A 21,575-nucleotide genomic window follows, 5' to 3' on the forward strand; every position below is an offset into this window, starting at 1 on the left:
CATGAGTACCTACGCCGACTACACGACCGGCGAGCCGGTCGCCGACACCAAAGCCCCGGCCGGCCCCGTCCACGAGCGCTGGGACACCCGCCGCTTCGAGGCCAAGCTCGTCAACCCCGCCAACCGGCGCAAACACACCGTCATCGTGGTCGGCACCGGCCTCGCGGGCGGCTCGGCCGGCGCCACCCTCGCCGAACAGGGCTACCACGTCGTCCAGTTCTGCTACCAGGACTCCCCGCGCCGCGCCCACTCCATCGCCGCCCAGGGCGGCATCAACGCGGCGAAGAACTACCGCAACGACGGCGACTCCGTCCACCGGCTGTTCTACGACACCGTCAAGGGCGGCGACTTCAGGGCCCGCGAGTCCAACGTCCACCGCCTGGCGCAGATCTCGGTGGAGATCATCGACCAGTGCGTGGCCCAGGGCGTGCCCTTCGCCCGGGAGTACGGCGGGCTGCTCGACACCCGCTCCTTCGGCGGCGTCCAGGTCTCGCGGACCTTCTACGCCCGCGGCCAGACGGGCCAGCAACTGCTGCTCGGCGCCTACCAGGCCCTCAGCCGGCAGATCGCCGCCGGGAACATCGAGCTGCACCCGCGCACCGAGATGCTCGACCTGATCGTCGTCGACGGACGGGCGCGCGGGATCGTCGCGCGGGATCTGGTCACCGGCCGCGTCGACACCTACTTCGCGGACGCCGTCGTCCTGGCCTCCGGCGGCTACGGCAACGTCTTCTACCTGTCGACGAACGCCATGAACTCCAACGCCACCGCGATCTGGCGGGCCCACCGGCGCGGCGCCCACTTCGCCAACCCCTGCTTCACCCAGATCCACCCCACCTGCATCCCGCGCACCGGCGACCACCAGTCCAAGCTGACGCTGATGAGCGAGTCGCTGCGCAACGACGGCCGGATCTGGGTGCCGAAGGCCAAGGGCGACACTCGGCCGGCGAACCAGATCCCCGAGGACGAGCGCGACTACTACCTGGAGCGCATCTACCCCTCCTTCGGCAACCTGGTGCCGCGCGACATCGCCTCCCGGGCCGCGAAGAACGTCTGCGACGAGGGGCGCGGGGTCGGCCCCGGCGGACAGGGCGTCTACCTCGACTTCGCCGACGCGATCAAGAGGATGGGCCGGGGGGCCGTCGAGGCCAAGTACGGCAACCTCTTCGACATGTACCAGCGGATCACCGACGAGGATCCCTACGAGGTGCCGATGCGCATCTACCCGGCCGTGCACTACACGATGGGCGGCCTGTGGGTCGACTACGACCTGCAGACCACCGTCCCGGGCCTGTTCGCGATCGGCGAGGCCAACTTCTCCGACCACGGCGCCAACCGCCTGGGCGCGAGCGCCCTGATGCAGGGCCTGGCCGACGGCTACTTCGTGCTGCCGGCCACCATCAACGACTACCTCGCCCGCAACCCGCACCACGAGTCGGTCACCGCCGAACACCCCGTCGTCCAGGAGGTGCTGGCCGAGACCGAGGACCGGCTGAACCTGCTGCTCACCGTCGACGGCGACCGCACCCCCGACTCCTTCCACCGTGAACTCGGCGAACTCATGTGGGAGTTCTGCGGCATGGCCCGCAGCGACGCCGGGCTGCGCAAGGCGCTGGAGCGCATCCCGCAGATCCGCGAGGAGTTCTGGCGGCGGATCAAGGTGCCGGGCACCGGCGAGGAGTTCAACCAGTCGCTGGAGAAGGCCAACCGCGTCGTCGACTACCTCGAACTCGCCGAGCTGATGTGCCTCGACGCGCTGCACCGCGAGGAGTCCTGCGGCGGTCACTTCCGCGAGGAGTCGCAGACCCCCGACGGTGAAGCGGCCCGCCGCGACGAGGAGTTCGCCTACGCGGCCGCCTGGGAGTTCACCGGCACCGGCGAGGCCCCCGTCCTGCACAAGGAAGACCTGGTCTTCGAGTACGTCCACCCCACTCAGCGGAGCTACGCATGAAGCTCACCCTGCGCGTCTGGCGGCAGAAGAACGCCGACGCCGACGGTGCCATGTCCACGTACGAGGTGGACGGGATCTCCTCCGACATGTCCTTCCTGGAGATGCTGGACACCCTCAATGAAGAACTCATCCTGTGCGGTGAGGACCCCGTCGCCTTCGACCACGACTGCCGCGAGGGCATCTGCGGCGCGTGTTCGCTCGTCATCAACGGCGACGCGCACGGCCCCGAACGCACCACCACCTGCCAGCTGCACATGCGGTCCTTCCAGGACGGCGACACGATCGACATCGAGCCGTGGCGGGCCTCCGCCTTCCCGGTGATCAAGGACCTGGTGGTGGACCGGTCGGCGTTCGACCGGATCATCCAGGCCGGCGGCTACATCACCGCGCCCACGGGAGCCGCCCCCGAGGCCCACGCCACGCCGGTGCCCAAGCCGGACGCCGACTTCGCCTTCGAGCACGCCGAGTGCATCGGATGCGGGGCCTGCGTGGCCGCCTGCCCCAACGGCGCGGCGATGCTGTTCACCTCGGCCAAGGTCAACCACCTCAACGTGCTGCCCCAGGGCGCGCCCGAGCGCGAGACCCGGGTCCTGGACATGGTGGCCCAGATGGACGAGGAGGGCTTCGGCGGCTGCACCCTCACCGGCGAGTGCGCCACCGCCTGCCCCAAGGGCATCCCGCTGGTGTCCATCACCGGCATGAACAAGGAGTGGCTGCGGGCGACCCGAAAGGCCGCCAAGCGCTAGCCGCAGGCCGCCGAGCGGCCCTGATTCCCCACAGACGTTCGCCGACGAGGTGCGGACGGGCGGGACCGGACGTGGTGCTCAGTTCCGGTCCCGCCAAGCCTCGTCGGGCGGCCCCGCCGAGGACAGCGCCTCGTCGATCAGCGCGAGCCGCTTCTCGTCGTCGAGGATCGCGCGGTAGTCGCCGTACGGCGAGAGGCGGGCGTCCTGGTCGCGGAGGGTGCGCAGGGCGGTGCGCACCGCAGGGCTCGGCGGGCCGAGGCGGATCAGAGCACGCAGCGCCTCGTCGAACACGCCGTAGTACTCACGGTCGGCGGCGAACTCCAGGATCTCCTCCTCCAGGACCGCACGGCAGGATTCCGTTTCGCCCGTGATCGACCACAGGGCGATCGCCGCCTGCCTCCTCGTCCATCCCTCGCTGTTCTCCAGGACGTACCGCACGCGGTCGGCGTACGGCGCGGCCCGCGGGCCGAGGTCGATGAGGTCGACGAGGCCGCCGACCGGGAGACCGTCCGGCGCCTGCCCCTCGACGGGCAGCGACTCGCCGACGGCCCGCAGGTGCTCCTCAGGGTCGCCCGCGCCGATGCGCCGGAGTACTTGACGCAGCCACGGTCGGTTCTCCGGCGGTTCCAGGTTCAACCGCTCCCGCACGACGGGGGCGGCGCAGGCGGCGGCCGGTCCCAGGGCGGCCAGCGCCTGCGCGGCGGCATGCCAGGGCGGGGCACCGCTCACGCAGGCCATGACCTCCGGCAGGGCGGGCAGCGCGTCCGGGCCCCAGACCTCCACGACGGCCAGCAGATCCGTCCGCGGCGCGTCCTCGCGCCGCAGTTCCGCCCGGATCGTCGGCAGCAGGACGTCCGCGTGCGCCCGCAACGGCCCCAGCACGTCCACGATCTCGGGCCGCCGGGGGCCGCCACCGGCCCAGGAGCGCCCCAGCTCCTCGCGGTACGGCGTGCACAGGCTCTCGACCAGACCGGGCAGCGCCCGCGGGTCGTCCATCCGGGCCAGCGCCCACCGGGCGTGCTCCCCGACCGTGCCGTCCAGCAGGACGCCCTCGCCGGGATCGTCGAGCAGGGCCGCGAGCCGGTCGGCGTACGCGGCGGCGCGGGGACCCGCCGCGGCGAGGACGTGGGCCGCCGTCAGCCGCACTTCGGCGTCCGCATGGTCCAGCCGGCCGCCCGCGAGCGGGAGCAGGGCGGCTTCGACGGACCGGTGGGAGGTCAGCGACCGCCAGGACCACTCCATCACCGTCCGCAGCAGGTCGGCGTCCCCGGCCGGATCGGCGGCCCCGGCCAGCCCGAGCAGGAACCGGGTCACCGTCGCGGGTTCGCCCTCGAACAGGGCCGCCGTCCAGTGGGCGACGTCCTCGCGGCTGAAGGGTTCTTCGACGTCCGGGACGTACCAGACGGCCTCCCAGCGCGACCGTACGGCGGGATCGGTGAGATCCCGCACCAGCGAGTCCAGCTCCCGTACGGCGATCTGGGGCTCGCGGCGGGCGAGCGCGTGGACCGCCGCGACCCGCAGCACGGGGTCGGAGTCCCGCAGCAGCCCGGTGAGGATCGTGCGGACCTCGGCGTCGGCGGCGACGTCACCCAGCGCGAACAGCACCGGCAGCCGGACCGTCGGGTCCGGCTCGGTCCGCCAGCGCCACAGCAGCGGACCGACCCCGTCGGCCAGGGGCACCGCCTCCCGTCGTACCCCCGGATCGGGGTCGGCGAGCAGGGCCGGGACCGTGTCGCGCGCGTGCTCCCAGGCGACGGCCCAGCCGGTCTCCGCCGGATCCGGTGCCCGGGACAGGTGGACCAGCAGTTCGACGAGGGTGCGGCGGGCACCCGTACGGGGATCCGCGGCGAGCGCGACGACGAACGGCAGCGTGGCCGTGCCCAGGGAGGACGCCCCGCTCACGGGGTCGGCGAGGGCGGAGAACAGCGGTCGGCAGTCCGGCTCGGTCGACTCCGGTCCCTTGCGCACCAGCCGCCGCAGCACCCGGCGGACCTCCTTGGCCGGAACGTTCGGATCCGCCGACTCCAGCAGCTGCCACGGCACCGCGTCCAGCGCCTCGGCCGACAGCTCCACCACGCGCATGCCCCCGTCCCCGTGATCGGCTCCCGAAGAGAGACGACAGCCCCGGCCGACGGGTTGCCTCTCCCCGGTCACCGGGGGGACATCGGCCCGTCGGCGGAGTCGGAGCTCCCCGACACCTTGCCCGAGGCGTTCAGCCGCCGCACATCCACACTCCTGGAACCCGTCACGTACACGCCAACCGGTGTCGGAAGAACAGGGTTGGCGGCACCGCTCGCCGCCTCCGGCCCGACCAGGAGAGTGCCATGACCGGCGTTTCCACGCTCGACCGTCCCCTGCAGTCGACCGCACCCGTCCGTTACACCGTCGGCCTGGCCCGGGACGAGGCCGACGTGCGGGCCGCGCAGCGGCTGCGCCACGAGGTGTTCGCCGGGGAGATGGGTGCCCTGCTGGCCACCGCGCAGCCCGGACTCGACGTCGACCCCTTCGACGCGTACTGCGACCACCTCCTCGTGCGGGACGCGGAGACCGGGCAGGCCGTCGGGACCTACCGGCTGCTGCCTCCGGAGCGCGCCGCGGTCGCCGGACGGCTGTACTCCGAGGGCGAGTTCGACCTCTCCCCGCTCGCCCCGATCCGGCCCGGACTCGTCGAGGTCGGCCGCTCCTGCGTGCACCCCGACCACCGCGACGGCGCGGTCATCAGCCTGATCTGGGCCGGGATCGCCCGCTACATGGTGGACGGCGGCCACGAGTGGCTGGCCGGCTGCTGCTCCATCCCGCTGGCCGACGGCGGCGCCCTGGCCGCCGGCACCTGGGACCGGGTGCGGGACAAGCACCTGTCGCCCGAGGAGTTCCGGGTACGGCCGCTGCTGCCCTGGGTTCCCGAGGTCGCGCCGCCCGCCGGGCGCACCGAACTGCCCGCGCTGCTGCGCGGCTACCTCCGCCTCGGTGCCTGGGTCTGCGCGGAGCCCGCCCACGACCCGGACTTCGGGGTCGCCGACCTGTACGTCCTGCTGTCGATGCGCCGGGTCAACGCCCGCTACCTGCGGCACTTCCTCTCCCTCGTCCCGTCCTGATGAGCGTCTGGCTGCCCGGCGCGCCCTGCACCCCGAGGGCGTGCGTGGAGCCGGCGGGATCCGCCACGGCCGCACCACGGGCCGTCCTGCGGATCATGGCGGTCACGGCCCTGGTGCTGACCGGGGCCGTGCTGTCGCCGCTCGGCGGGAGGATCCCCGCCGGGGCGGTGCGGCGGTGGTGCCGGTGGATCGTACGGGCCGCAGGGGTCCAGGTCCGTGTCACCGGCACCACCGCCGCAACCGGGGGCCTGCTGCTGGTGGCCAACCACATCTCCTGGCTGGACATCCCCCTGCTCGCCGCCGTCCGCCCGGCCCGGATGCTCGCCAAGCGGGAGATCGGCCGCTGGCCGGTGGCGGGGCCGCTGGCCGCCCGCGGCGGCACCCTGTTCATCGACCGGGACCGGCTGCGGGCGCTCCCGGACACGGTCGCCCGCATCGCGGGGGCCCTGCGCGCCGGGCAGGCCGTCGCGGTATTCCCCGAGGGCAGCACCTGGTGCGGGCGCGCCCAGGGGCACTTCCGGCGTGCCGTGTTCCAGGCCGCGCTGGACGCGGGCGTCCCGGTCCAGCCCGTCCGCATCGGCTACCGCACCGGACGGGGCGAGGCGAGCACCGTGCCCGCCTTCGTCGGCGACGACTCCCTGCTCGCCTCCCTGTGGCGGGTGGCGAGGGCCCGCGGGCTGGTCGCCGAGGTCGAGGTCCGCGAGGCCATCGCGCCCGGTGGCCACCCCGACCGCCGTTCCCTCGCCCGCGCCGCCGAACACTCCGCCCTACCGAGGACGCATCAGCCGCAGATCCTCACCCCAGGCGTCCAGCACCGCCCCGTGGCCCTGGCGCCGGGCCGCCGCCTCCACCCGGGCGAACAGCCGCCGCTGGACCGCCACCTCGCCGCTCGCCGAGACACGGTCCACGGCCCGCAGCAGGGCACCGGTGTCCCAGCCGGGCAGCGGATGCCGGGCCAGCTCCCAGCGTAGGTACCTGTTGTACGGCCGGGGGCGCCGGTCCAGGGCGAAGAGCACCTCCAGCAGGGGGCCCAGACTGTCGGTCGCGTCGAGCCGGGCGGCGAGCGCCTCACCGTCACGGTCGTTCTTGACCGAGCGGTAGAGGCAGTTGGCGTAGGCGTCGAGGCGCTCGTCGGCGGTCCGGAACGCCTCGTCGGCGCCCAGGCGGGCCTTCGCGGCCAGGATGTCGGCGATCCCTCCGCCGAGGCGGTCCAGCACGATCCGCGCCCGGGCGAGGGCGTAGCGCTCGAAGCCGGGCATCCCGGCTGCCCGGAACGCGGCGAGCGGGACGACCACCAGGTCCAGGCGCGGTGTGCGGTGACCGGTGAAGCGACACAGATCCGTGGCCGCGCCGTCCGCGAGGACGACGTACAGGTCGTGGTCGGAGTGCTCGGTGGCCATGCCGTCGTGGGCCCGGGAGCCCGTGAGGACGAGGCCGACGACGGCCGGGTCGGCGGTGGCGAGCCGGACGAACGCGTCGTAGGTGAGGTGGGGCTGCTGCTGCGTGGGCATGCGTGATCTCCGGGAGGACGGCGGTGGGTATGCCTGCCGGGGAGGTCCGGGCGCCCGCTTCGTCCGCGGCGGTACGCGCCGCCGCGCGGAGGATCAACGCACGCGCAGATGCTACGGCGCTCAAGGCGCCGGTGGGCAATGGGTTTTGGTGGGGCGGCCTCCGTCGGCCCGGCGGGATTTCCGGCGACGGGGTGTTGCCGCATCCGCCGCTACCGCACCGCGCGCGCCAGGTAGGCCGCCGTGGCACTCTCCTCGGCCAGGGCCACGTCCGCCGGAGTCCCCGCCGCCACGATCCGTCCGCCCCGGTCACCGCCGCCCGGGCCCAGGTCGATCACCCAGTCCGCGCCCGCGACGACCGCCATGTCGTGCTCGACCACGACCACGGTGTGCCCGGCGTCGACGAGCCCGTGCAGCTGCCGCATCAGGACCTCGACGTCCGCCGGGTGGAGACCGGTGGTCGGCTCGTCCAGGAGATAGAGGGTGTGGCCGCGGCGGCCGCGCTGCAACTCGCTCGCCAGCTTGATGCGTTGGGCCTCCCCGCCGGACAGCTCGGTCGCCGGCTGGCCCAGCCGCAGATAGCCGAGGCCCACGTCGAGCAGGGCGGCGAGGCTGCGGGCCACGGCCGGGGTGTCCGCGAAGAAGTCCGCCGCCGCCTCGACGGTCAGGTCCAGCACCTGCGCGATGTTCCGCCCCCGGTGGGTGACGTGGAGCGTCTCGGGGTGGTAGCGGGCCCCGCCGCAGTCCGGGCACGGCGAGTAGGTGCTCGGCAGGAAGAGCAGTTCGACGGTGACGTAGCCCTCGCCCTGGCAGGTCTCGCAGCGCCCGCCCGCCACGTTGAAGGAGAACCGGCCGACGCCGAAACCGCGCTCACGCGCCCCGTCGGTGGCCGCGAACACCTTCCGCACGACGTCGAACAGGCCCGTGTAGGTGGCCAGGTTGGAACGCGGGGTGCGCCCGATCGGCTTCTGGTCCACCGAGACGAGCCGCCGCACGCCCGGCAGGTCCTCGGAGATCTCGCCGATGAGCGTGGATTTCCCGGACCCCGACACGCCCGTGACCGCGGTGAGCATACCGAGCGGGAACTCGGCGGTCACGCCCCGGAGGTTGTGGCGGGTGACCGGACCGACCTTCAACTGGCCGCGAGGCGTGCGCACTTGGCGTACAGCAGCGGGGGAGCGGTCGAAGAGGAAGCGGGCCGTCGCCGACTCGGCCACGCCCGCCAGCTCGGCCACCGGCCCGCTGTGCAGCACCCGGCCGCCGTGCTCCCCGGCCCGCGGCCCCACGTCCACGACCCAGTCGGCGCCGCGCACGACATCGAGGTGGTGCTCCACCACGAACACCGAGTTCCCGGCCGCCTTCAGCCGCGCCAGCACGGTCAGCAGCGCCTCCGTGTCCGCCGGGTGCAGTCCGGCGGACGGCTCGTCGAGGACGTACACCACACCGAACAGCCCGGACCGCAGCTGGGTCGCGAGCCGCAGTCGCTGGAGCTCGCCCGCCGAGAGGGTGGGGGTCGCCCGGTCCAGGCCGAGATGGCCCAGGCCGAGTTCGACGACCGGGCCGATACGCGCCCCGAGGTCCTCGATGAGAACCCGGGCCGTCTCGTCCCGGGCCTCGTGTGCGACGAGCAGGTCGGCCAGCTCGGTCAGCGGCAGGGCCGCCAGCTCGGCGATCGTACGGCCGGCGAAGGTCACCGCGAGCGCCTCGGGCCGCAGCCGGCCGCCCCCGCAGACCGGGCAGGGCGCGCTGGTCAGGAACCGCTCGGCCCTGGCCCGCAGAGTGGCGCTCCGGGAGTCCGCGAACGTCTTCATCACATACCGTCGGGCGCTCATGTACGTGCCCTGGTACGGCCGTTGGATCCGCTCCGCGTCCCGGACCGGGTGCACGGTGACCACCGGCTGCTCGTCGGTGAACAGGATCCACTCGCGCTGCTCGGCCGGCAGCTCGCGCCAGGGCCGGTCCACGTCGTACCCGAGCGCGTCGAGGATGTCCCGCAGGTTCTTGCCCTGCCAGGCCCCGGGCCAGGCGGCGACCGCCCCCTCCCGGATCGACAGCGACGGGTCGGGGACCAGCGACTCCTCGGTCGTACGGTGCACCCGCCCGAGCCCGTGACACTCCGGGCAGGCCCCGGCCGCCGTATTGGCGGAGAAGGCGTCCGAGTCCAGCCGCTCCGCGCCCGGCGGGTAGTCGCCCGCCCGGGAGAACAGCATCCGCAGCGAGTTCGACAGGTTCGTGACCGTGCCGACCGACGAGCGCGACGTCGGCGCCGCCCGCCGCTGCTGGAGCGAGACCGCGGGCGGCAGCCCGGTGATCTCCCCCACCTTCGGCGCCCCGACCTGCTGGATCAGCCGCCGCGCGTACGGCGCCACCGACTCGAAGTACCGCCGCTGCGCCTCCGCGTACACCGTCCCGAACGCCAGCGACGACTTCCCCGACCCCGACACCCCGGTGAACACGGCCAGCACATCCCGCGGGATGTCCACGTCCACCCCCTTGAGGTTGTGCTCACGGGCGCCGCGGACGCGGACGTACGGGTCGTGGGGGCTGTGCGGGTCGTACATGGGCAAGGACTCTAGCCGGAGGTGATCGAGGCCAGCCTCCGGTAGGAGTCCAGCAGGGCCGCCCGGTCGTACGTGCTGGTGGTGACCAGGACCTCCTGGGCGCCGGTCTCCTTCAAAAGCGTCTCCAGCTCATGGGCGACCTCGTCCTCGGTGCCGGCGAGGTGGCCGGTGAGGCCGGACTCGTAGAAGCCGCGCTCCTTGGCGGTCATGGGGAGGGAGCCGACGCGGTCGGCGGGTGGGAGGGGCGGGAAGGTGCCGTGGGTGCGGGAGTGGGCCATCGACCAGGCCTCCGGGATCAGCAGGCGCCGGGCCTCGGCGGGGGTGGCGGCGACGGCGATCGTGCCGGAGATGACGACGTAGGGCTCCGCGGCCCAGGGGGAGGGGCGGAAGTGGGTGCGGTAGTGGTCGATGCCGCGCTGCATCTTCTCGCGGTTGCGGAGGTCGCCGATGACCATCGGCAGGCCCGCGCGGGCGGCGATCGCGGCGCCCTCGCCCATGGCCAGCACGAACGGCGGCACGGTGAGGCCCTCGGCGGGCCGGGCGTGGACCCCGGTGGGGGAGGTACCGCGGAACCAGCCGAGGAGTTCGTCCAGCTGGCCGGCGAAGTCGTCGGCCACGTCCTTGTCCCGGCCCAGGGCCTTGCGGACGCCGTCGGTGAAGCCGACCGAGCGGCCCAGGCCCATGTCGATCCGGCCGGGGAACAGCGACTCCAGCACCCCGAACTGCTCGGCGACGACGAGGGGTTGGTGGTTGGGCAGCATCACGCCACCGGTGCCGACCCGGATCGTGCGGGTCGCGGAGGCGACGGCGGCGGCCAGCACGGTCGGCGCGGAACCGGCGACGCCGGGCACGCCGTGGTGCTCCGACACCCAGAACCGGTGGTAGCCGAGCTCCTCCAGCTCCCGCGCCAGGCGCACGGTGTCGCGCAGCGCCTCCGCGTTCGTGCCGCCCTCGCGGGTGCGGGAGCGGTCGAGGACGGAGAAGTGGGTGGCGGCGATCAGGGAGCTCACACAGGGTTCAACGTATGACGGGCGGCCGCATTCCCGCGGCCCCCGTGTGCTGACCCCGGAAAACCGGGTGACGGCGATATGTGCAGGTCAACACAATGGGCCGGGTGACCACCCACCACGTCCTGCTGTCCGGCATCGTCGGTTCGACCGCGTACGGCCTCGCCCACGCGGGCTCCGACGTGGACCGGCTCGGCATGTTCGCCGCACCCACCGAGGCCCTGCACGGGCTGCACCCGCCGAGGGAGTCCCACGTCACCACGGCACCGGACCGCACCCTGCACGAGGCGGCGAAGTGGTGCCGGCTCGCCCTGGGCGGCAACCCGACCGCGATGGAGCTGGCGTGGCTCCCGGACGACCTGTACGAGGTGCGCACACCGCTGGGCGAGGAGCTGATCGGCATCCGCGCGTCGTTCCTGAGCGCCAAGCGCGTCCGGGACGCCTACCTGGGGTACGCCACCCAGCAGTTCAGGCGCCTGGAGGGCCGGGGCAGCGACCGGCGCACCGCCAAGCACGCCCGGCACCTGAAGCGGCTGTGCCACCAGGGGCTGGAGCTGTACGCCACCGGGCGGCTGGAGATCCGGGTCGAGGACCCGGAGGAGTACCACGCCTTCGGCGAGCGCGTGGCCGCCGACCCGGCCGCCGCGCTGCCCGTGCTCAGGCACTACGAGACGGCCTTCGACGAGACCCGCACCGTGCTGCCGGACCAACCCGACGAGGCGCCTGTCGAGGCATGGCTGCGCAGGGTGCGGGCCCACTTCTACACCGCTGTGGCCTGCGCCTCGTGCTCGTGCTCGCAGGCCTCGTCGATGCCGTAGGTGTCCCAGGCCGGGAACGGATCGTCGGTGGGCAGCGGTTCGCCGGGGCGCACGAGGCACTCGGTGAGGGCCGCCCGCAGCCGCTCCGCGTCCAACTGCGTCCCGATGAACACGAGTTCCTGCGCGTAGGGGCTGTCCAGGTCGCGCGCGGCCGACGGCTCGAAGCGGGCCACCGCACCGGCCTGGGACCACAGCCCGGTCACGTGCGGGCGGGTGGCGAGGGTGAAGAACCCCTTGGACCGCAGGATCCGCCCGTATGCGCCGCTGTCCAGCTCCTCGGTCACGAATGTCCACAACCGGCCCGGATGCAGCGGGAGTTCGGAGCGGAAGACGGTGGACGAGACCCCGTACTCCTCCGTCTCCGGGACGTGGTCGCCGTTGAGCTCGCGCACCCAGCCGGGCGCCTGCTGGGCGCGTTCCAGGTCGAACAGCCGGGTGCCCAGCACCTGGTGGAGATCCACCCGTCCGTGCTCGGCCCCGACGATCCGGGCGGCCGGGTTGAGTCGTGCCAGAGCCGCCCGCAGCCGGTCCGCCTCCGCGGAGTCGACCAGGTCCAGCTTGTTGAGCACGATGACGTCCGCGAACTCGACCTGGTCGACCAGCAGATCGCTGACGGTGCGCTCGTCGTCCTCGAACGGGGCGAGGTCGCGCTCGGCGAGTTCGTCGCCGGTCTCCAGCTCTGGCAGGAAGTTGGCGGCGTCCACGACCGTGACCATGGTGTCCAGGAGGGCGAGGTCGTCCAGCGTGGCGCCGTCGTCGCGGGCGAACGCGAAGGTCGCGGCGACGGGCATCGGCTCGGAGATGCCGGACGACTCGATGAGCAGATGGTCGAAGCGGCCCTCGCGGGCCAGCCGGTCGACCTCCTCCAGCAGGTCGTCGCGCAGGGTGCAGCAGATGCACCCGTTGGTCATCTCGACCAGGCGTTCCTCGGTCCTGGACAGGGCCGCCTCGCCGCCGCGCACCAACGCGGCGTCGATGTTGACCTCGCTCATGTCGTTGACGATCACGGCGACGCGCAGGCCCTCGCGGTTGGCGAGGACGTGGTTGAGCAGGGTCGTCTTGCCCGCCCCGAGGAAGCCGGAGAGGACGGTGACGGGCAGACGGCTGTCGTACGGCATCCGGTCCTCAGCCCTCCGGGCGCAGCAGCCCGCGCTCGTACGCCTTGACCAGGTTCTGCGGGACGAGATGACGCACGCCGTCGACGGTGACGGGCACCAGCGTGGGCGTGGCGGCCTTCCACTGCGCGCGGCGGTGGCGGGTGTTGCTGCGGGACATCTTCCGCTTGGGAACAGCCATGGCGATCCTCCTCGATGGACGGGCACCGAGGACGCTACCTGAAAATGGATCCCATTAACAATTGAAGGGGCCCGATCCCTGCCGTGCCTCTCATCGGCGGGAGCGCACGCGCGCGTCCCGGGGCGGCTTGATGAACTGGAGCTCCAGCGTCGCCGGAGGCGCGGCGAGACCGGGACCCCCCGCGGCCGCCCACCGCACCACCTCCTCGGTGCTGTCGTCGTCCGACACGAACCCGATCCAGGTGGCCTTCCCGCCGGCCCGGCGTCCCGCCGCCGAGGGGCGCACGACGATGACGTCCGCCTGGTCGCACGGGCCCAGGCAGTCGGTCGTACGGACCTGGAAGCCGTGCTCGGCCGCACCGGCGCGCAGCAGCTCCAGCCGCCAGGCCGGGTCGGTGCCGGGCTGCTTGCGGGCGTTGCCGCAGCAGCAGCCCCGGCAGACGACGAGGGTGCAGGAGGCGGAGCCGGTCAACGACGTACGGGACGAGAGAGCCATGGGAGAAGCATGCGGGAGGCGGTGATCACCGGAGGGAACCGGGGTCCCCGCCGCAGCCGCCCGCCGCGTCAGAACCGCGCCCCGATGGTCGCCCCGTTGCGCGGCACCAGGAACGAGGGTGCCGAGGGCAGGGAGCCGTCCGCCTTCCGCGCGCCGGTGAGGGGAGCCGGGTCGGTGCTCAGGACCGAGGAGGCGTTCCATGTGCCGCCCAGGTCCCAGGAGTTGCCGGTGGAGACGGTCGCCGAGCCGAGCGCGGCGGCGGTGGCGTCGGCGACGGAGAGATTGCCGGTGAGGACGGACCGGCCGCCCGAGGTGTCGACGTCGAAGCCCGTACGGGCGTTGGCCCAGGTGGAGTTGCGGCTCAGGGCGAGGGCGCCCGCGTTGCCGTTGTCCGTGACGCCGTGCGCCGCGTTCTTGAAGGCGACGCTGCCCCGGAGGGTGTGCGCGACCGCCGGGGCCGGGCTGCCGCCGCCGAGCTTGAAGCCGTTGCCGTCGCCCGCGAAGTCGGGGAAGTTCCACCGGTTGACGCCGTTGCCGTACGCGATCGTGTTCTCGATGACGACCGGCGAGGCGAACTTCCAGTTGTCGAAGCCGTCGTCGACGTTGTTCCACAGCCGCGCGCCCCGCACGACGTTGCCCGTGCCGCTGCCCTCCTTGATGGCGAGGCCGTCCGCGCTCTCGCCGTTCTTGCGCGGGTCGCGGTTGGCGTAACTGTCCAGGTTCAGGATCTGGTTGTCGCTGGAGGCGCCCTGGAGCTGGAAGCCCGACTCGTAGTTGTCGTGGGTCCGCAGACGGGCGAAGACATTGCCGTTGCAGCCGTCGCAGTACACCCCGTACGGGCCGTTCACGATCTCCAGGTCCGAGATCCGCCAGTACGACGCCTCCATGTGGACCGCCCCGCGCTCGGCCCGCGGAATGCTGCCGCCCACGGGCGTGTGGCTCGCGGGCAGTCGCTCCCCGTCGATCACGACCCGCTCCCCCTCGTAGGCGCCGAGGGTGATGGGCTGGGAGGCGGTGCCGGACGTGGTGACGGTGATGTTGTCGGTGAGCGCATAGGTCCCGCCGCGTACGGCGATGGTGTCACCGGGCTTCGCCAGGTCCACGGCCCGCTGCACGGTCCGCAGGGGCTGCGCGAGCGTCCCCGGCGCGGAGTCGCTGCCGTTGGTGGCGACGACCAGGGTGGTGGGCGCCGCGGCCGCCTCGGTCACCGGTAACGCCGTCATCAGTACGGCACTCACTGCCGCCGCCGTCCAGATCGCCGTGTTGCGCATGGGGCCTCCCGCCTCCGCCTGCCTGCCGTGCCTGTTGTGTCGCACAGCAGTGGCCGCCGGGGGCGGGGAGGTTGCCGGGTGGCCCGGGTGGCCCGGGTGGCCCGGGTCGGCCCGGTGGCATCCCCTCGGTCAGGGCGCGGTGCGAGGCGCCTGGTTCGCCGGAGCGTCGAGACGGGCGTACTCCCACGGGTCGTGCGCGCTGAAGACGGTGACCTGTCCCGTCGGGGCGTGGTGGAGGTCGCGCAACCGGTCGCGGGTCGCGAGGCGGGCCGTGCCGTCGGTCTGCGCGCCCAGCTGGACGGGTTCGAGGGCGGGGTGGGAGAGCGGCGGGGTGTGCTCTATCTCGCCGTGGTACATGTACGCGTCGCCCGCGTGCAGCAGCCACCGTCCGTCCTCGTCGCGCACGGCGACGCCCGCATGTCCGGCGGAGTGTCCCAGCAGCGGCACCAGCAGCAGCTCGCACTCCAGGCCCTGCGGACGCGCCACGCCCGGGATGCCGAACCAGTCCGTACGCCCGTCCACGCGAGCCGGCGTCAGCAGCGGGCCGTGCGCCCGGTGCGCCGGCATGAACCGGTCGAGGCTGTGCCGGTGGTGCGGTGCCGTGGGGTCGGTGACGGCACCGTACTCGTCGGGATGCACATGGACCCGTGCGTGGGGGAAGTCCGGCAGCCCTCCCGTGTGGTCGCGGTGCAGGTGGGTGAGCACGATGTGCCGCACGTCCTCGGGCGCGTACCCGAGCCGCACGACCTGCCGCAGCGCGGTCTCCTCGGGGTCCAGTGCGGGCCGAATGTAGGCCACCCAGTCCGCGCCCAGGGAACGTTCGGGATGCCGTAGGTCTGCGGTGCCGAGGCCGGTGTCCACGAGGACCAGGCCGTCGGTGTCCGTCTCGATGAGCAGGCAGTGGCAGACGGCGGCGACGGGATCGCCGCTCGCGAGGCCCGCCGTGCGGGCTTCGCCGAGGTAGGGAATCCCGCGCAGAGAACCGCAGTTGAGATGATGGATGCGCACAAGGGCCTCCTGGTGGGAAGCGGGTGGGCTGTTCGCGACCGACGGTAGGAGGGGCCTTCGTGACTCACCAAACGGTTGGGCACGCGTCGGCGGGCGACCGCGACGGACCGTTGGCGGACTGCCCGGACAGCGCTCTCGTCCCGCCCGGTCACGAACCGCGCTGCCCGGTCGACATCACCCTCGCCGTGCTGGGCGGCCGGTGGACACCGCTGGTGCTGCGCGAGTTCCTGCGCCGCGGTGCGGCCACCTACTCCGAGCTGTCAGCGGCCCTGCCCACCCTCTCGGACAAGGTGCTCTCCGACCGGCTGGCCCAGTTGACCGGTGCGGGCGTCGTCGAACGTCACCGCACTCCTGGCTGGCCGCCCCGGGTCCACTACGTCCTGACCGGACAGGGCCGGGCGTTGGAGCCGGTGATGCGTGGCATGTGGGAGTGGGGCACGGCGCGGCGCGACGCACTCGGCGGGGCGGCGGGCCGGTCCGGCACGGCCTAATCTCGACGCCATGACCGACAGCAAGCCACCCCTCGCCGTCTTCGACCTGGACAACACCCTCGCCGACACGGCCCACCGGCAGCGGTTCCTGGAGCGCGCGCCGCGGGACTGGGACGCCTTCTTCGCCGCCGCACCGCAGGATCCGCCGATCCCGGAGGGCATCGCGCTGGTACTGGAGAGCGCCGAGGAGTGCGAGGTCGTCTATCTCACCGGGCGGCCCGAGCGCTGCCGGCGCGACACGCTCGACTGGCTGGCGGCGCAGGGAGTGCCCGAGGGGCGGGTGTACATGCGGCGCAACGACGACCGACGGCCCGCCCGGCGCACCAAGCTGGAGATCCTCAAGCGGCTCGCCCGTACCCGGGAGATCCGGGTGCTGGTGGACGACGACGAGCTGGTCTGCGAGGACGCGGAACGGGCCGGTTTCACCGTCGTACGGGCGCGCTGGACCGCCCCTTCCGCCGCGCTGAAGACCGCGCAGGAGCGGGAGGGGCGGACCTGAGGGTGCCTGAGGGCCTCAGGGGCAGTACCCCGCGGTGGGGGTGGACCTTCAGTCGGACTCCTTCAGTCGGACTCCTCCAGGCGGAAGCCGACCTTCAGTCCCACCTGCCAGTGCGCGACCTGACCTTCCTCGATCTGGCCGCGCACCTGGGTCACCTCGAACCAGTCCAGGTTCCGCAGCGTCTGCGAGGCACGGCTGATCCCGTTGCGGATCGCCTGGTCGACGCCCTCGGGCGACGTGCCGACGATCTCGGTCACGCGGTACGTGTGATTCGTCATGGTTCCACCGTGCCCCAGGCGGCGGCGCGGCGCGAGCCGTCCGTCAGCGCGCCACGCTCAGTGACAGCGCGAAGCGGCCCTCGTCGTCCGTCCACCAGTGGGCCAGTTCCAGCCCGGCCGCGGACAGTTCGGCGCGTACTCCCTCCTTCCGGAACTTCGCCGACACCTCGGTGTGCAGCTCCTCGCCGGCCGCGAAGTCGACGGCGAGGTCCAGCGCCGGGATCTTCACGGTCTGCGCGGTACGGGAGCGCAGGCGCATCTCGATCCACTCGTGCTCGGCGTCCCAGAGGGCCACGTGGTCGAAGGTGTCGGGATCGAAGTCGGCGCCCAGTTCGCGGTCGACGACGGTCAGGACGTTCTTGTTGAACGCGGCCGTCACCCCGGCCGCGTCGTCGTACGCCCGGACCAGGACCCGTTCGTCCTTGACCAGGTCCGTGCCGAGCAGCAGGGCGTCGCCGGGGGCGAGCATGCCGCGTACGGAGGACAGGAACGCGGCCCGTTCCACCGGGACCAGGTTGCCGATCGTGCCGCCGAGGAACGCCACCAGCCGGGGGCCGGGGGTGTCCGGCAGCGTCAGCCGGGCGGTGAAGTCGGCGATGAGGGCGTGCACCCGGAGGCCGGGCCGCTCGGCGACGAGTGCCTGCCCGGCCTGGGTGAGCGCGCTCTCGCTGACGTCGACCGGGACGTAGGTGTCCAGGCCGGTGAGGGCGTCGATGATGTGCCGGGTCTTCTCCGAGGAGCCGGAGCCCAGTTCGACCAGGGTGCGGGCGCCGGTCGCCGCGGCGATCTCGGCGGACCGGGCGAGCAGGATCTCCCGCTCGGCACGCGTCGGGTAGTACTCGGGCAACTCGGTGATCTGCTCGAAGAGTTCGCTGCCATGGGCGTCGTAGAACCACTTCGGCGGCAGGGTCTTCGGGGTGTGCGTCAGGCCCTTGAGGACGTCGGCGCGCAGGGCGGCCTCCGTGGCGTCCTCGGGCAGGGTGCGGGTGAGAAGGAACGGACTCACGTACGGGGCTCCTTCGAGGGTGCGGATGCCAGGGGGTCGCTCGGCTCCTTGAGCGGTGTGAGCAGCACGTCGGTGCGGCTCGCCGCGAGCAGGGTGCGGTCGGGCACCTCCCGCCAGTGCGGGTCGTCGTCGTAGGGCTCGGAGGCCACCACGGTGCCGCGGCCCGGGTGCGACAGATACCAGAGGGTGTCGCCCCAGGCGGTCGCGGTGATGGTCTCGCCGTTGGTCAGCAGCAGGTTGAGCCGGGACGCGGGGGCCGCCTCGGCGACCTCCAGGACCGTGTCGGCCAGCGCCTGTCCCTCCTCGTCGCCGCCGCGCAGCCGGCCCAGCACCAGCGCCCACACGAACGCCGAGTCGTTGCGGGCCTCCATCGACAGCAGGTCCGCCGCGGGCAGTGTCGGGGCGAGCGACGCGAGTGAGCGGGGCCAGCCGGCCACCGCGCCGTTGTGGCTGAACAGCCAGCGGTCCGAGGCGTACGGCGCCGCCGCGGCCTCCGCGTCGGCGCCCGCCAGGGTCGCGTCGCGTACGGCGGCGAGGACCGCCGAACTCCGTACGACCCGGGCCAGGTCGGCGAACGACAGGTCCGCCCAGATGGGCCCGGCCCGCCGGTAGCGTGCCGGTGCCGGGTCCCCCTCGGCGTACCAACCGACCCCGAAACCATCGGCGTTGACCGTTCCGTACCGCTGCCGCCTGGGTGCCCACGACTGGCGGTACAGGCTGTGCGGCGGCTCGGTCAGGATCCGGCCGAGCGGTTCCGGGGGGCCCAGGTAGGCCAGGTGACGGCACATCAGACGGCCTCCGAACGGGCCGTGCGGAACCCGGAGAAGATCTGCCGCCGGATCGGATAGTCCCAGTTGCGGAACGTGCCCCGGCAGGCCACCGCGTCCACGGCGAACGAACCGCCGCGCAGCACCTTGTGGTCGGGGCCGAAGAACACCTCCGAGTACTCCTTGTACGGGAACGCCTGGAACCCGGGGTAGGGCTCGAAGTCGCTCGCCGTCCACTCCCACACGTCACCGATCAACTGCCGTACCCCGAGCGGCGATTCGCCCTCCGGGTAGCTGCCGGCGGGCGCCGGGCGCAGATGCCGTTGGCCGAGGTTGGCGTGCTCGGGCGCCGGGTCGGTGTCACCCCAGGGGTAGCGCATGGAACGGTCGCCCGCCGGGTCGTGGCGGGCGGCCTTCTCCCACTCGGCCTCGGTGGGCAGCCGCCGCCCGGCCCAGCGGGCGTAGGCGTCGGCCTCGTACCAGGACACGTGCACCACCGGCTCGTCGGCCGGGACAACCTCGGTGACGCCGAAGCGGCGGCGCAGCCACTGTTTGCCGTCCCGGCTCCAGAACAGCGGGGCCTTGATGGAGTGCCGGCGGATGTGGTCCCAGCCCGCCGGGGCCCACCACCGCTCGTCCTGGTAGCCGCCGTCCTCGATGAACCGCTGGTAGGCGCCGTTGGTCACCGGGGTGGTGTCGATCCAGAACGGCGCCACCTCCCGCCGGTGCGCGGGGCGTTCGTTGTCCAGCGCCCACGGCTCGGTGGAGGTGCCCATCGTGAACGGGCCGCCGGGGACCAGGACTTCGGCCGGGCCGGTGAACAGCGGGACCGGGTCCGGGTCCGGGGCGGTCAGGGCCTGCGGGCCCTTGCGGAGCTGATGGGTGATCAACATCGTCTCGTCGTGCTGCTGTTCGTGCTGCGCGATCATCCCGAAGGCGAAACCCGCCTCGGTCAGCCGCGTCCCGTGGAACGCGGCCCCCTCCAGGACGTCCAGCACCCGACCGCGTACGTCGGCCGCGTACGCGCGGGCCTCCGCGGGCTTGAGCAGGGGCAGCTTGGGCCGCTCCGCGCGCGGGTGCTCGAAGGCGTCGTAGATGCTGTCGATCTCGGGCCGTATCGCCTCCTGTCCGGCGACGGTCCGCAGCAGCCACTGCTCCTCCTGGTTGCCGATGTGGGCGAGGTCCCACACCAGCGGTGACATCAGCGGCGAGTGCTGGGCGGTGAGGTCGGGTTCCTCGACGCAGCTGGTGAGCAGCGTCGTGCGGTCCCGGGCGGTCACCAGGGTGTTCAGCGCGCGCTCACGGAAGGTCTCGGGGTCGGTCATGTACGGACTTCCTTCCCACGCGGACCGACCGTCCGGTCCAGCAGATCGTCGGCGGGGCAGCGGCCCCGCATCACATAGCGGTCCAGGTACGCGGCCACGGCGCCGGTGACCTCGGCGGTGGCGCCGAGCCGGGGCAGGGCCTCCAGAGCGGCCGTGAAGCACGTCATGGCGGCCTCGTGCAGTTCCGGATCGGCCAGCCCGTGCCGGGCCGCCTCCCGCCACAGCGGATTGTGCGGCGCGGGCAGTGACAGCGCCCGCTCGGCCAGCGGTTTCACGGCCCGGTAGGCCGTCTCGGCGGCCTCCGGGTCGTCGAACAGCGCCGTCGTCACGGCGAGTGGCACGATCCACCCGTCGGCGCCGGGCTGCGCGTCGATCATGCGCAGTTCCAGATGGCCGCGCGGCCTGACCGGCGGGAACAGGGTCGAGACGTGGTAGTCGAGATCCTCCCGGGTCGGCGGCCTCGGCAGTCCGGTCCTGGCCCACTCGCGGAAGACCAGCCCGTCCGGGACCTCCCAGGGGCCGCTGTCCCGTCGTATGCACATCACCGGCGCGTCCAGGACGTGCCGGACCCAGGCGGTACGGGCGTCGGTGTCCAGGGTGGGGCCGCCCGCCCGGCCCGCGCCGATGTCCGTCCACAGCCGCTGCCGGGTGGACAGCCAGCCGGTGGGCTCGGAACCGGCCAGGGGCGAGTTGGCGAACGCGGCCACCAGGACCGCGCCCAGCTGGTGCGCCAGCCACCAGCGCCGCCCGAGGCCGAGCGGGCCGGGCTCCTCGTGGCCGGCGTCCAGACAGACCTGGACGGAGGCGGAGGTGCACATCATGGCGCGGCCGGCCGGGCCGGTGCGGTCGAGACAGACCTCCATGGCGTCGTAGCGCGGCTCGCGCAGGAACCGGCGGGGCGGATGCCAGGGGTCGTTTCCGACGCCGACGAGACCGAGACCGTCCTTGGCGAGAATCTCGCGGACGGTGTCCAGATCGGCGGACACGGTACCGATGCACTCCATCAGGGAGGCGGCGGGCGGGGAGCTCAGCTCCAGCTGGCCTCCGGGTTCGACGGTGAGCGCCGAATCCAGGTGCACGGTCCGCAGTGCGGCGTAGGCCGCTGCGAGTCGTTCGGGTGTCACGGGGAGCCGCGGCGCGCGCAGCTCGTGGATGATCCATTCCACCTCGACGCCTACCGTACGAGGGGGTCCCGTCTTGAAGCAGATGCCCCGGACCAGGGCTTCCACCTCGGCTTCGGTCAGAGCGGTACGGCGCTCCGTACAGTCGCTCGGTGTATCGGACATGTAGGGATCCTCCTGAGATTCCACCATGCCGTCGGTCCGGCTTCCGGTGCGCCGGACCGACATCGCTCGTCCCACCCAAGACCTTCGTCCCGTTCCGCACAAGGGGGCACATCGTCGCAATCGGGGCCGATGATCTCCGTTTCCCGCATGTTTTCGAGGCGTTTTCC

20 protein-coding genes are annotated in these 21,575 nt (G+C 72.9%); 7 read left to right on the top strand and 13 right to left on the bottom strand.

Annotation, left to right across the window (positions count from 1 at the left end):
- Position 1: 1 nt before the first annotated feature.
- Positions 2-1,951: a fumarate reductase/succinate dehydrogenase flavoprotein subunit gene (locus tag K4B79_RS44055; RefSeq protein WP_232033084.1), complete on the top strand. Its 1,950-nt coding sequence runs from the start codon at positions 2-4 to the stop codon at positions 1,949-1,951.
- Entirely contained in the window at positions 1,948-2,697 is a 750-nt protein-coding gene (locus K4B79_RS44060; RefSeq protein WP_232033085.1) for a succinate dehydrogenase/fumarate reductase iron-sulfur subunit, read from the top strand. The genes K4B79_RS44055 and K4B79_RS44060 overlap by 4 nt, the downstream gene beginning before the upstream one ends.
- 78 nt (positions 2,698-2,775) lie before the next feature.
- On the opposite strand, the gene K4B79_RS44065 is transcribed toward K4B79_RS44060, so the two are convergent.
- Positions 2,776-4,779: a HEAT repeat domain-containing protein gene (locus K4B79_RS44065; RefSeq protein WP_232033086.1), complete on the bottom strand. Its 2,004-nt coding sequence runs from the start codon at positions 4,777-4,779 to the stop codon at positions 2,776-2,778.
- 242 nt (positions 4,780-5,021) lie between these two features.
- Between K4B79_RS44065 and K4B79_RS44070 the strand changes: the two genes are divergently transcribed.
- Positions 5,022-5,792 carry a GNAT family N-acetyltransferase gene (locus K4B79_RS44070; protein WP_232033087.1) on the top strand — a complete coding sequence of 257 codons (771 nt, stop codon included), beginning with the start codon at positions 5,022-5,024 and terminating at the stop codon, positions 5,790-5,792.
- Positions 5,792-6,763: a lysophospholipid acyltransferase family protein gene (locus tag K4B79_RS48785; RefSeq protein WP_232033088.1), complete on the top strand. Its 972-nt coding sequence runs from the start codon at positions 5,792-5,794 to the stop codon at positions 6,761-6,763. The genes K4B79_RS44070 and K4B79_RS48785 overlap by 1 nt, the downstream gene beginning before the upstream one ends.
- Before the next feature lie 749 nt (positions 6,764-7,512).
- Here K4B79_RS48785 and K4B79_RS44080 read toward each other — a convergent pair.
- Positions 7,513-9,861, bottom strand: coding sequence for an ATP-binding cassette domain-containing protein (locus K4B79_RS44080; RefSeq protein WP_232033089.1), 2,349 nt, complete (start codon positions 9,859-9,861; stop codon positions 7,513-7,515).
- 11 nt (positions 9,862-9,872) lie between these two features.
- A complete protein-coding gene (locus tag K4B79_RS44085; RefSeq protein ID WP_232033090.1) occupies positions 9,873-10,871 on the bottom strand; it encodes an LLM class flavin-dependent oxidoreductase in 999 nt (332 codons plus the stop codon).
- A gap of 104 nt (positions 10,872-10,975) precedes the next feature.
- Between K4B79_RS44085 and K4B79_RS44090 the strand changes: the two genes are divergently transcribed.
- On the top strand, positions 10,976-11,686 hold the full coding sequence (locus tag K4B79_RS44090; protein WP_232033091.1) for a nucleotidyltransferase domain-containing protein: 711 nt from the start codon (positions 10,976-10,978) through the stop codon (positions 11,684-11,686).
- On the opposite strand, the gene K4B79_RS44095 is transcribed toward K4B79_RS44090, so the two are convergent.
- The 5 genes from K4B79_RS44095 to K4B79_RS44115 form a co-directional block, all read right to left on the bottom strand.
- Positions 11,629-12,804, bottom strand: a complete 1,176-nt coding sequence (locus tag K4B79_RS44095) for a GTP-binding protein (protein WP_232033092.1) — start codon at positions 12,802-12,804, stop codon at positions 11,629-11,631. The two genes, K4B79_RS44090 and K4B79_RS44095, sit on opposite strands and share 58 nt — an antisense overlap.
- A gap of 7 nt (positions 12,805-12,811) precedes the next feature.
- Entirely contained in the window at positions 12,812-12,982 is a 171-nt protein-coding gene (gene rpmF, locus K4B79_RS44100; RefSeq protein WP_010043581.1) for a 50S ribosomal protein L32, read from the bottom strand.
- A gap of 90 nt (positions 12,983-13,072) precedes the next feature.
- The gene (locus K4B79_RS44105) at positions 13,073-13,477 is read right to left on the bottom strand and encodes a (2Fe-2S) ferredoxin domain-containing protein (RefSeq protein ID WP_232033093.1); all 405 of its coding nucleotides are present in this window, start codon (positions 13,475-13,477) and stop codon (positions 13,073-13,075) included.
- A 68-nt stretch (positions 13,478-13,545) separates the two neighbouring features.
- Positions 13,546-14,748 (bottom strand): right-handed parallel beta-helix repeat-containing protein, encoded by a 1,203-nt coding sequence (locus tag K4B79_RS44110; RefSeq protein ID WP_232033094.1) that lies wholly within the window; start codon positions 14,746-14,748, stop codon positions 13,546-13,548.
- 129 nt (positions 14,749-14,877) lie between these two features.
- Entirely contained in the window at positions 14,878-15,756 is an 879-nt protein-coding gene (locus K4B79_RS44115) for an MBL fold metallo-hydrolase (protein ID WP_232033095.1), read from the bottom strand.
- A gap of 59 nt (positions 15,757-15,815) precedes the next feature.
- Here K4B79_RS44115 and K4B79_RS44120 point away from each other — a divergent pair, with 59 nt between their 5' ends.
- Positions 15,816-16,247 (top strand): winged helix-turn-helix transcriptional regulator, encoded by a 432-nt coding sequence (locus K4B79_RS44120; protein WP_232033096.1) that lies wholly within the window; start codon positions 15,816-15,818, stop codon positions 16,245-16,247.
- A gap of 10 nt (positions 16,248-16,257) precedes the next feature.
- A complete protein-coding gene (locus tag K4B79_RS44125; protein ID WP_232033097.1) occupies positions 16,258-16,746 on the top strand; it encodes a phosphatase domain-containing protein in 489 nt (162 codons plus the stop codon).
- 62 nt (positions 16,747-16,808) lie between these two features.
- Here K4B79_RS44125 and K4B79_RS44130 read toward each other — a convergent pair whose 3' ends face one another.
- Genes K4B79_RS44130 through egtA form a run of 5 tightly spaced genes read right to left on the bottom strand, consistent with a single transcriptional unit; the run spans position 16,809 to position 21,408 of the window.
- On the bottom strand, positions 16,809-17,024 hold the full coding sequence (locus tag K4B79_RS44130; protein WP_232033098.1) for a dodecin: 216 nt from the start codon (positions 17,022-17,024) through the stop codon (positions 16,809-16,811).
- A gap of 43 nt (positions 17,025-17,067) precedes the next feature.
- The gene (gene egtD, locus K4B79_RS44135) at positions 17,068-18,030 is read right to left on the bottom strand and encodes an L-histidine N(alpha)-methyltransferase (RefSeq protein WP_232033099.1); all 963 of its coding nucleotides are present in this window, start codon (positions 18,028-18,030) and stop codon (positions 17,068-17,070) included.
- Positions 18,027-18,818 (bottom strand): ergothioneine biosynthesis protein EgtC, encoded by a 792-nt coding sequence (egtC, locus tag K4B79_RS44140; RefSeq protein ID WP_232033100.1) that lies wholly within the window; start codon positions 18,816-18,818, stop codon positions 18,027-18,029. The genes egtD and egtC overlap by 4 nt, the downstream gene beginning before the upstream one ends.
- Positions 18,818-20,122: an ergothioneine biosynthesis protein EgtB gene (egtB, locus tag K4B79_RS44145; RefSeq protein ID WP_232033101.1), complete on the bottom strand. Its 1,305-nt coding sequence runs from the start codon at positions 20,120-20,122 to the stop codon at positions 18,818-18,820. The genes egtC and egtB overlap by 1 nt, the downstream gene beginning before the upstream one ends.
- On the bottom strand, positions 20,119-21,408 hold the full coding sequence (gene egtA, locus K4B79_RS44150) for an ergothioneine biosynthesis glutamate--cysteine ligase EgtA (protein WP_232033102.1): 1,290 nt from the start codon (positions 21,406-21,408) through the stop codon (positions 20,119-20,121). The genes egtB and egtA overlap by 4 nt, the downstream gene beginning before the upstream one ends.
- Positions 21,409-21,575: the final 167 nt, after the last annotated feature.

Source organism: Streptomyces lincolnensis (genome assembly GCF_021173675.1).
GTDB classification, from domain to species: Bacteria; Actinomycetota; Actinomycetes; order Streptomycetales; family Streptomycetaceae; genus Streptomyces; species Streptomyces lincolnensis_B.

Excerpts from the sequence above, each read along its gene's own strand:
- K4B79_RS44055 (WP_232033084.1), top strand. The coding sequence starts at position 2 with ATGAGTACCTACGCCGACTACACGACCGGCGAGCCGGTCGCCGACACC.
- K4B79_RS44060 (WP_232033085.1), top strand. The coding sequence starts at position 1,948 with ATGAAGCTCACCCTGCGCGTCTGGCGGCAGAAGAACGCCGACGCCGAC.
- K4B79_RS44065 (WP_232033086.1), bottom strand. The coding sequence starts at position 4,779 with ATGCGCGTGGTGGAGCTGTCGGCCGAGGCGCTGGACGCGGTGCCGTGG.
- K4B79_RS44070 (WP_232033087.1), top strand. The coding sequence starts at position 5,022 with ATGACCGGCGTTTCCACGCTCGACCGTCCCCTGCAGTCGACCGCACCC.
- K4B79_RS48785 (WP_232033088.1), top strand. The coding sequence starts at position 5,792 with ATGAGCGTCTGGCTGCCCGGCGCGCCCTGCACCCCGAGGGCGTGCGTG.
- K4B79_RS44080 (WP_232033089.1), bottom strand. The coding sequence starts at position 9,861 with ATGTACGACCCGCACAGCCCCCACGACCCGTACGTCCGCGTCCGCGGC.
- K4B79_RS44095 (WP_232033092.1), bottom strand. The coding sequence starts at position 12,804 with ATGCCGTACGACAGCCGTCTGCCCGTCACCGTCCTCTCCGGCTTCCTC.
- rpmF (WP_010043581.1), bottom strand. The coding sequence starts at position 12,982 with ATGGCTGTTCCCAAGCGGAAGATGTCCCGCAGCAACACCCGCCACCGC.
- K4B79_RS44105 (WP_232033093.1), bottom strand. The coding sequence starts at position 13,477 with ATGGCTCTCTCGTCCCGTACGTCGTTGACCGGCTCCGCCTCCTGCACC.
- K4B79_RS44110 (WP_232033094.1), bottom strand. The coding sequence starts at position 14,748 with ATGCGCAACACGGCGATCTGGACGGCGGCGGCAGTGAGTGCCGTACTG.
- K4B79_RS44125 (WP_232033097.1), top strand. The coding sequence starts at position 16,258 with ATGACCGACAGCAAGCCACCCCTCGCCGTCTTCGACCTGGACAACACC.
- K4B79_RS44130 (WP_232033098.1), bottom strand. The coding sequence starts at position 17,024 with ATGACGAATCACACGTACCGCGTGACCGAGATCGTCGGCACGTCGCCC.
- egtC (WP_232033100.1), bottom strand. The coding sequence starts at position 18,818 with ATGTGCCGTCACCTGGCCTACCTGGGCCCCCCGGAACCGCTCGGCCGG.
- egtB (WP_232033101.1), bottom strand. The coding sequence starts at position 20,122 with ATGACCGACCCCGAGACCTTCCGTGAGCGCGCGCTGAACACCCTGGTG.
- egtA (WP_232033102.1), bottom strand. The coding sequence starts at position 21,408 with ATGTCCGATACACCGAGCGACTGTACGGAGCGCCGTACCGCTCTGACC.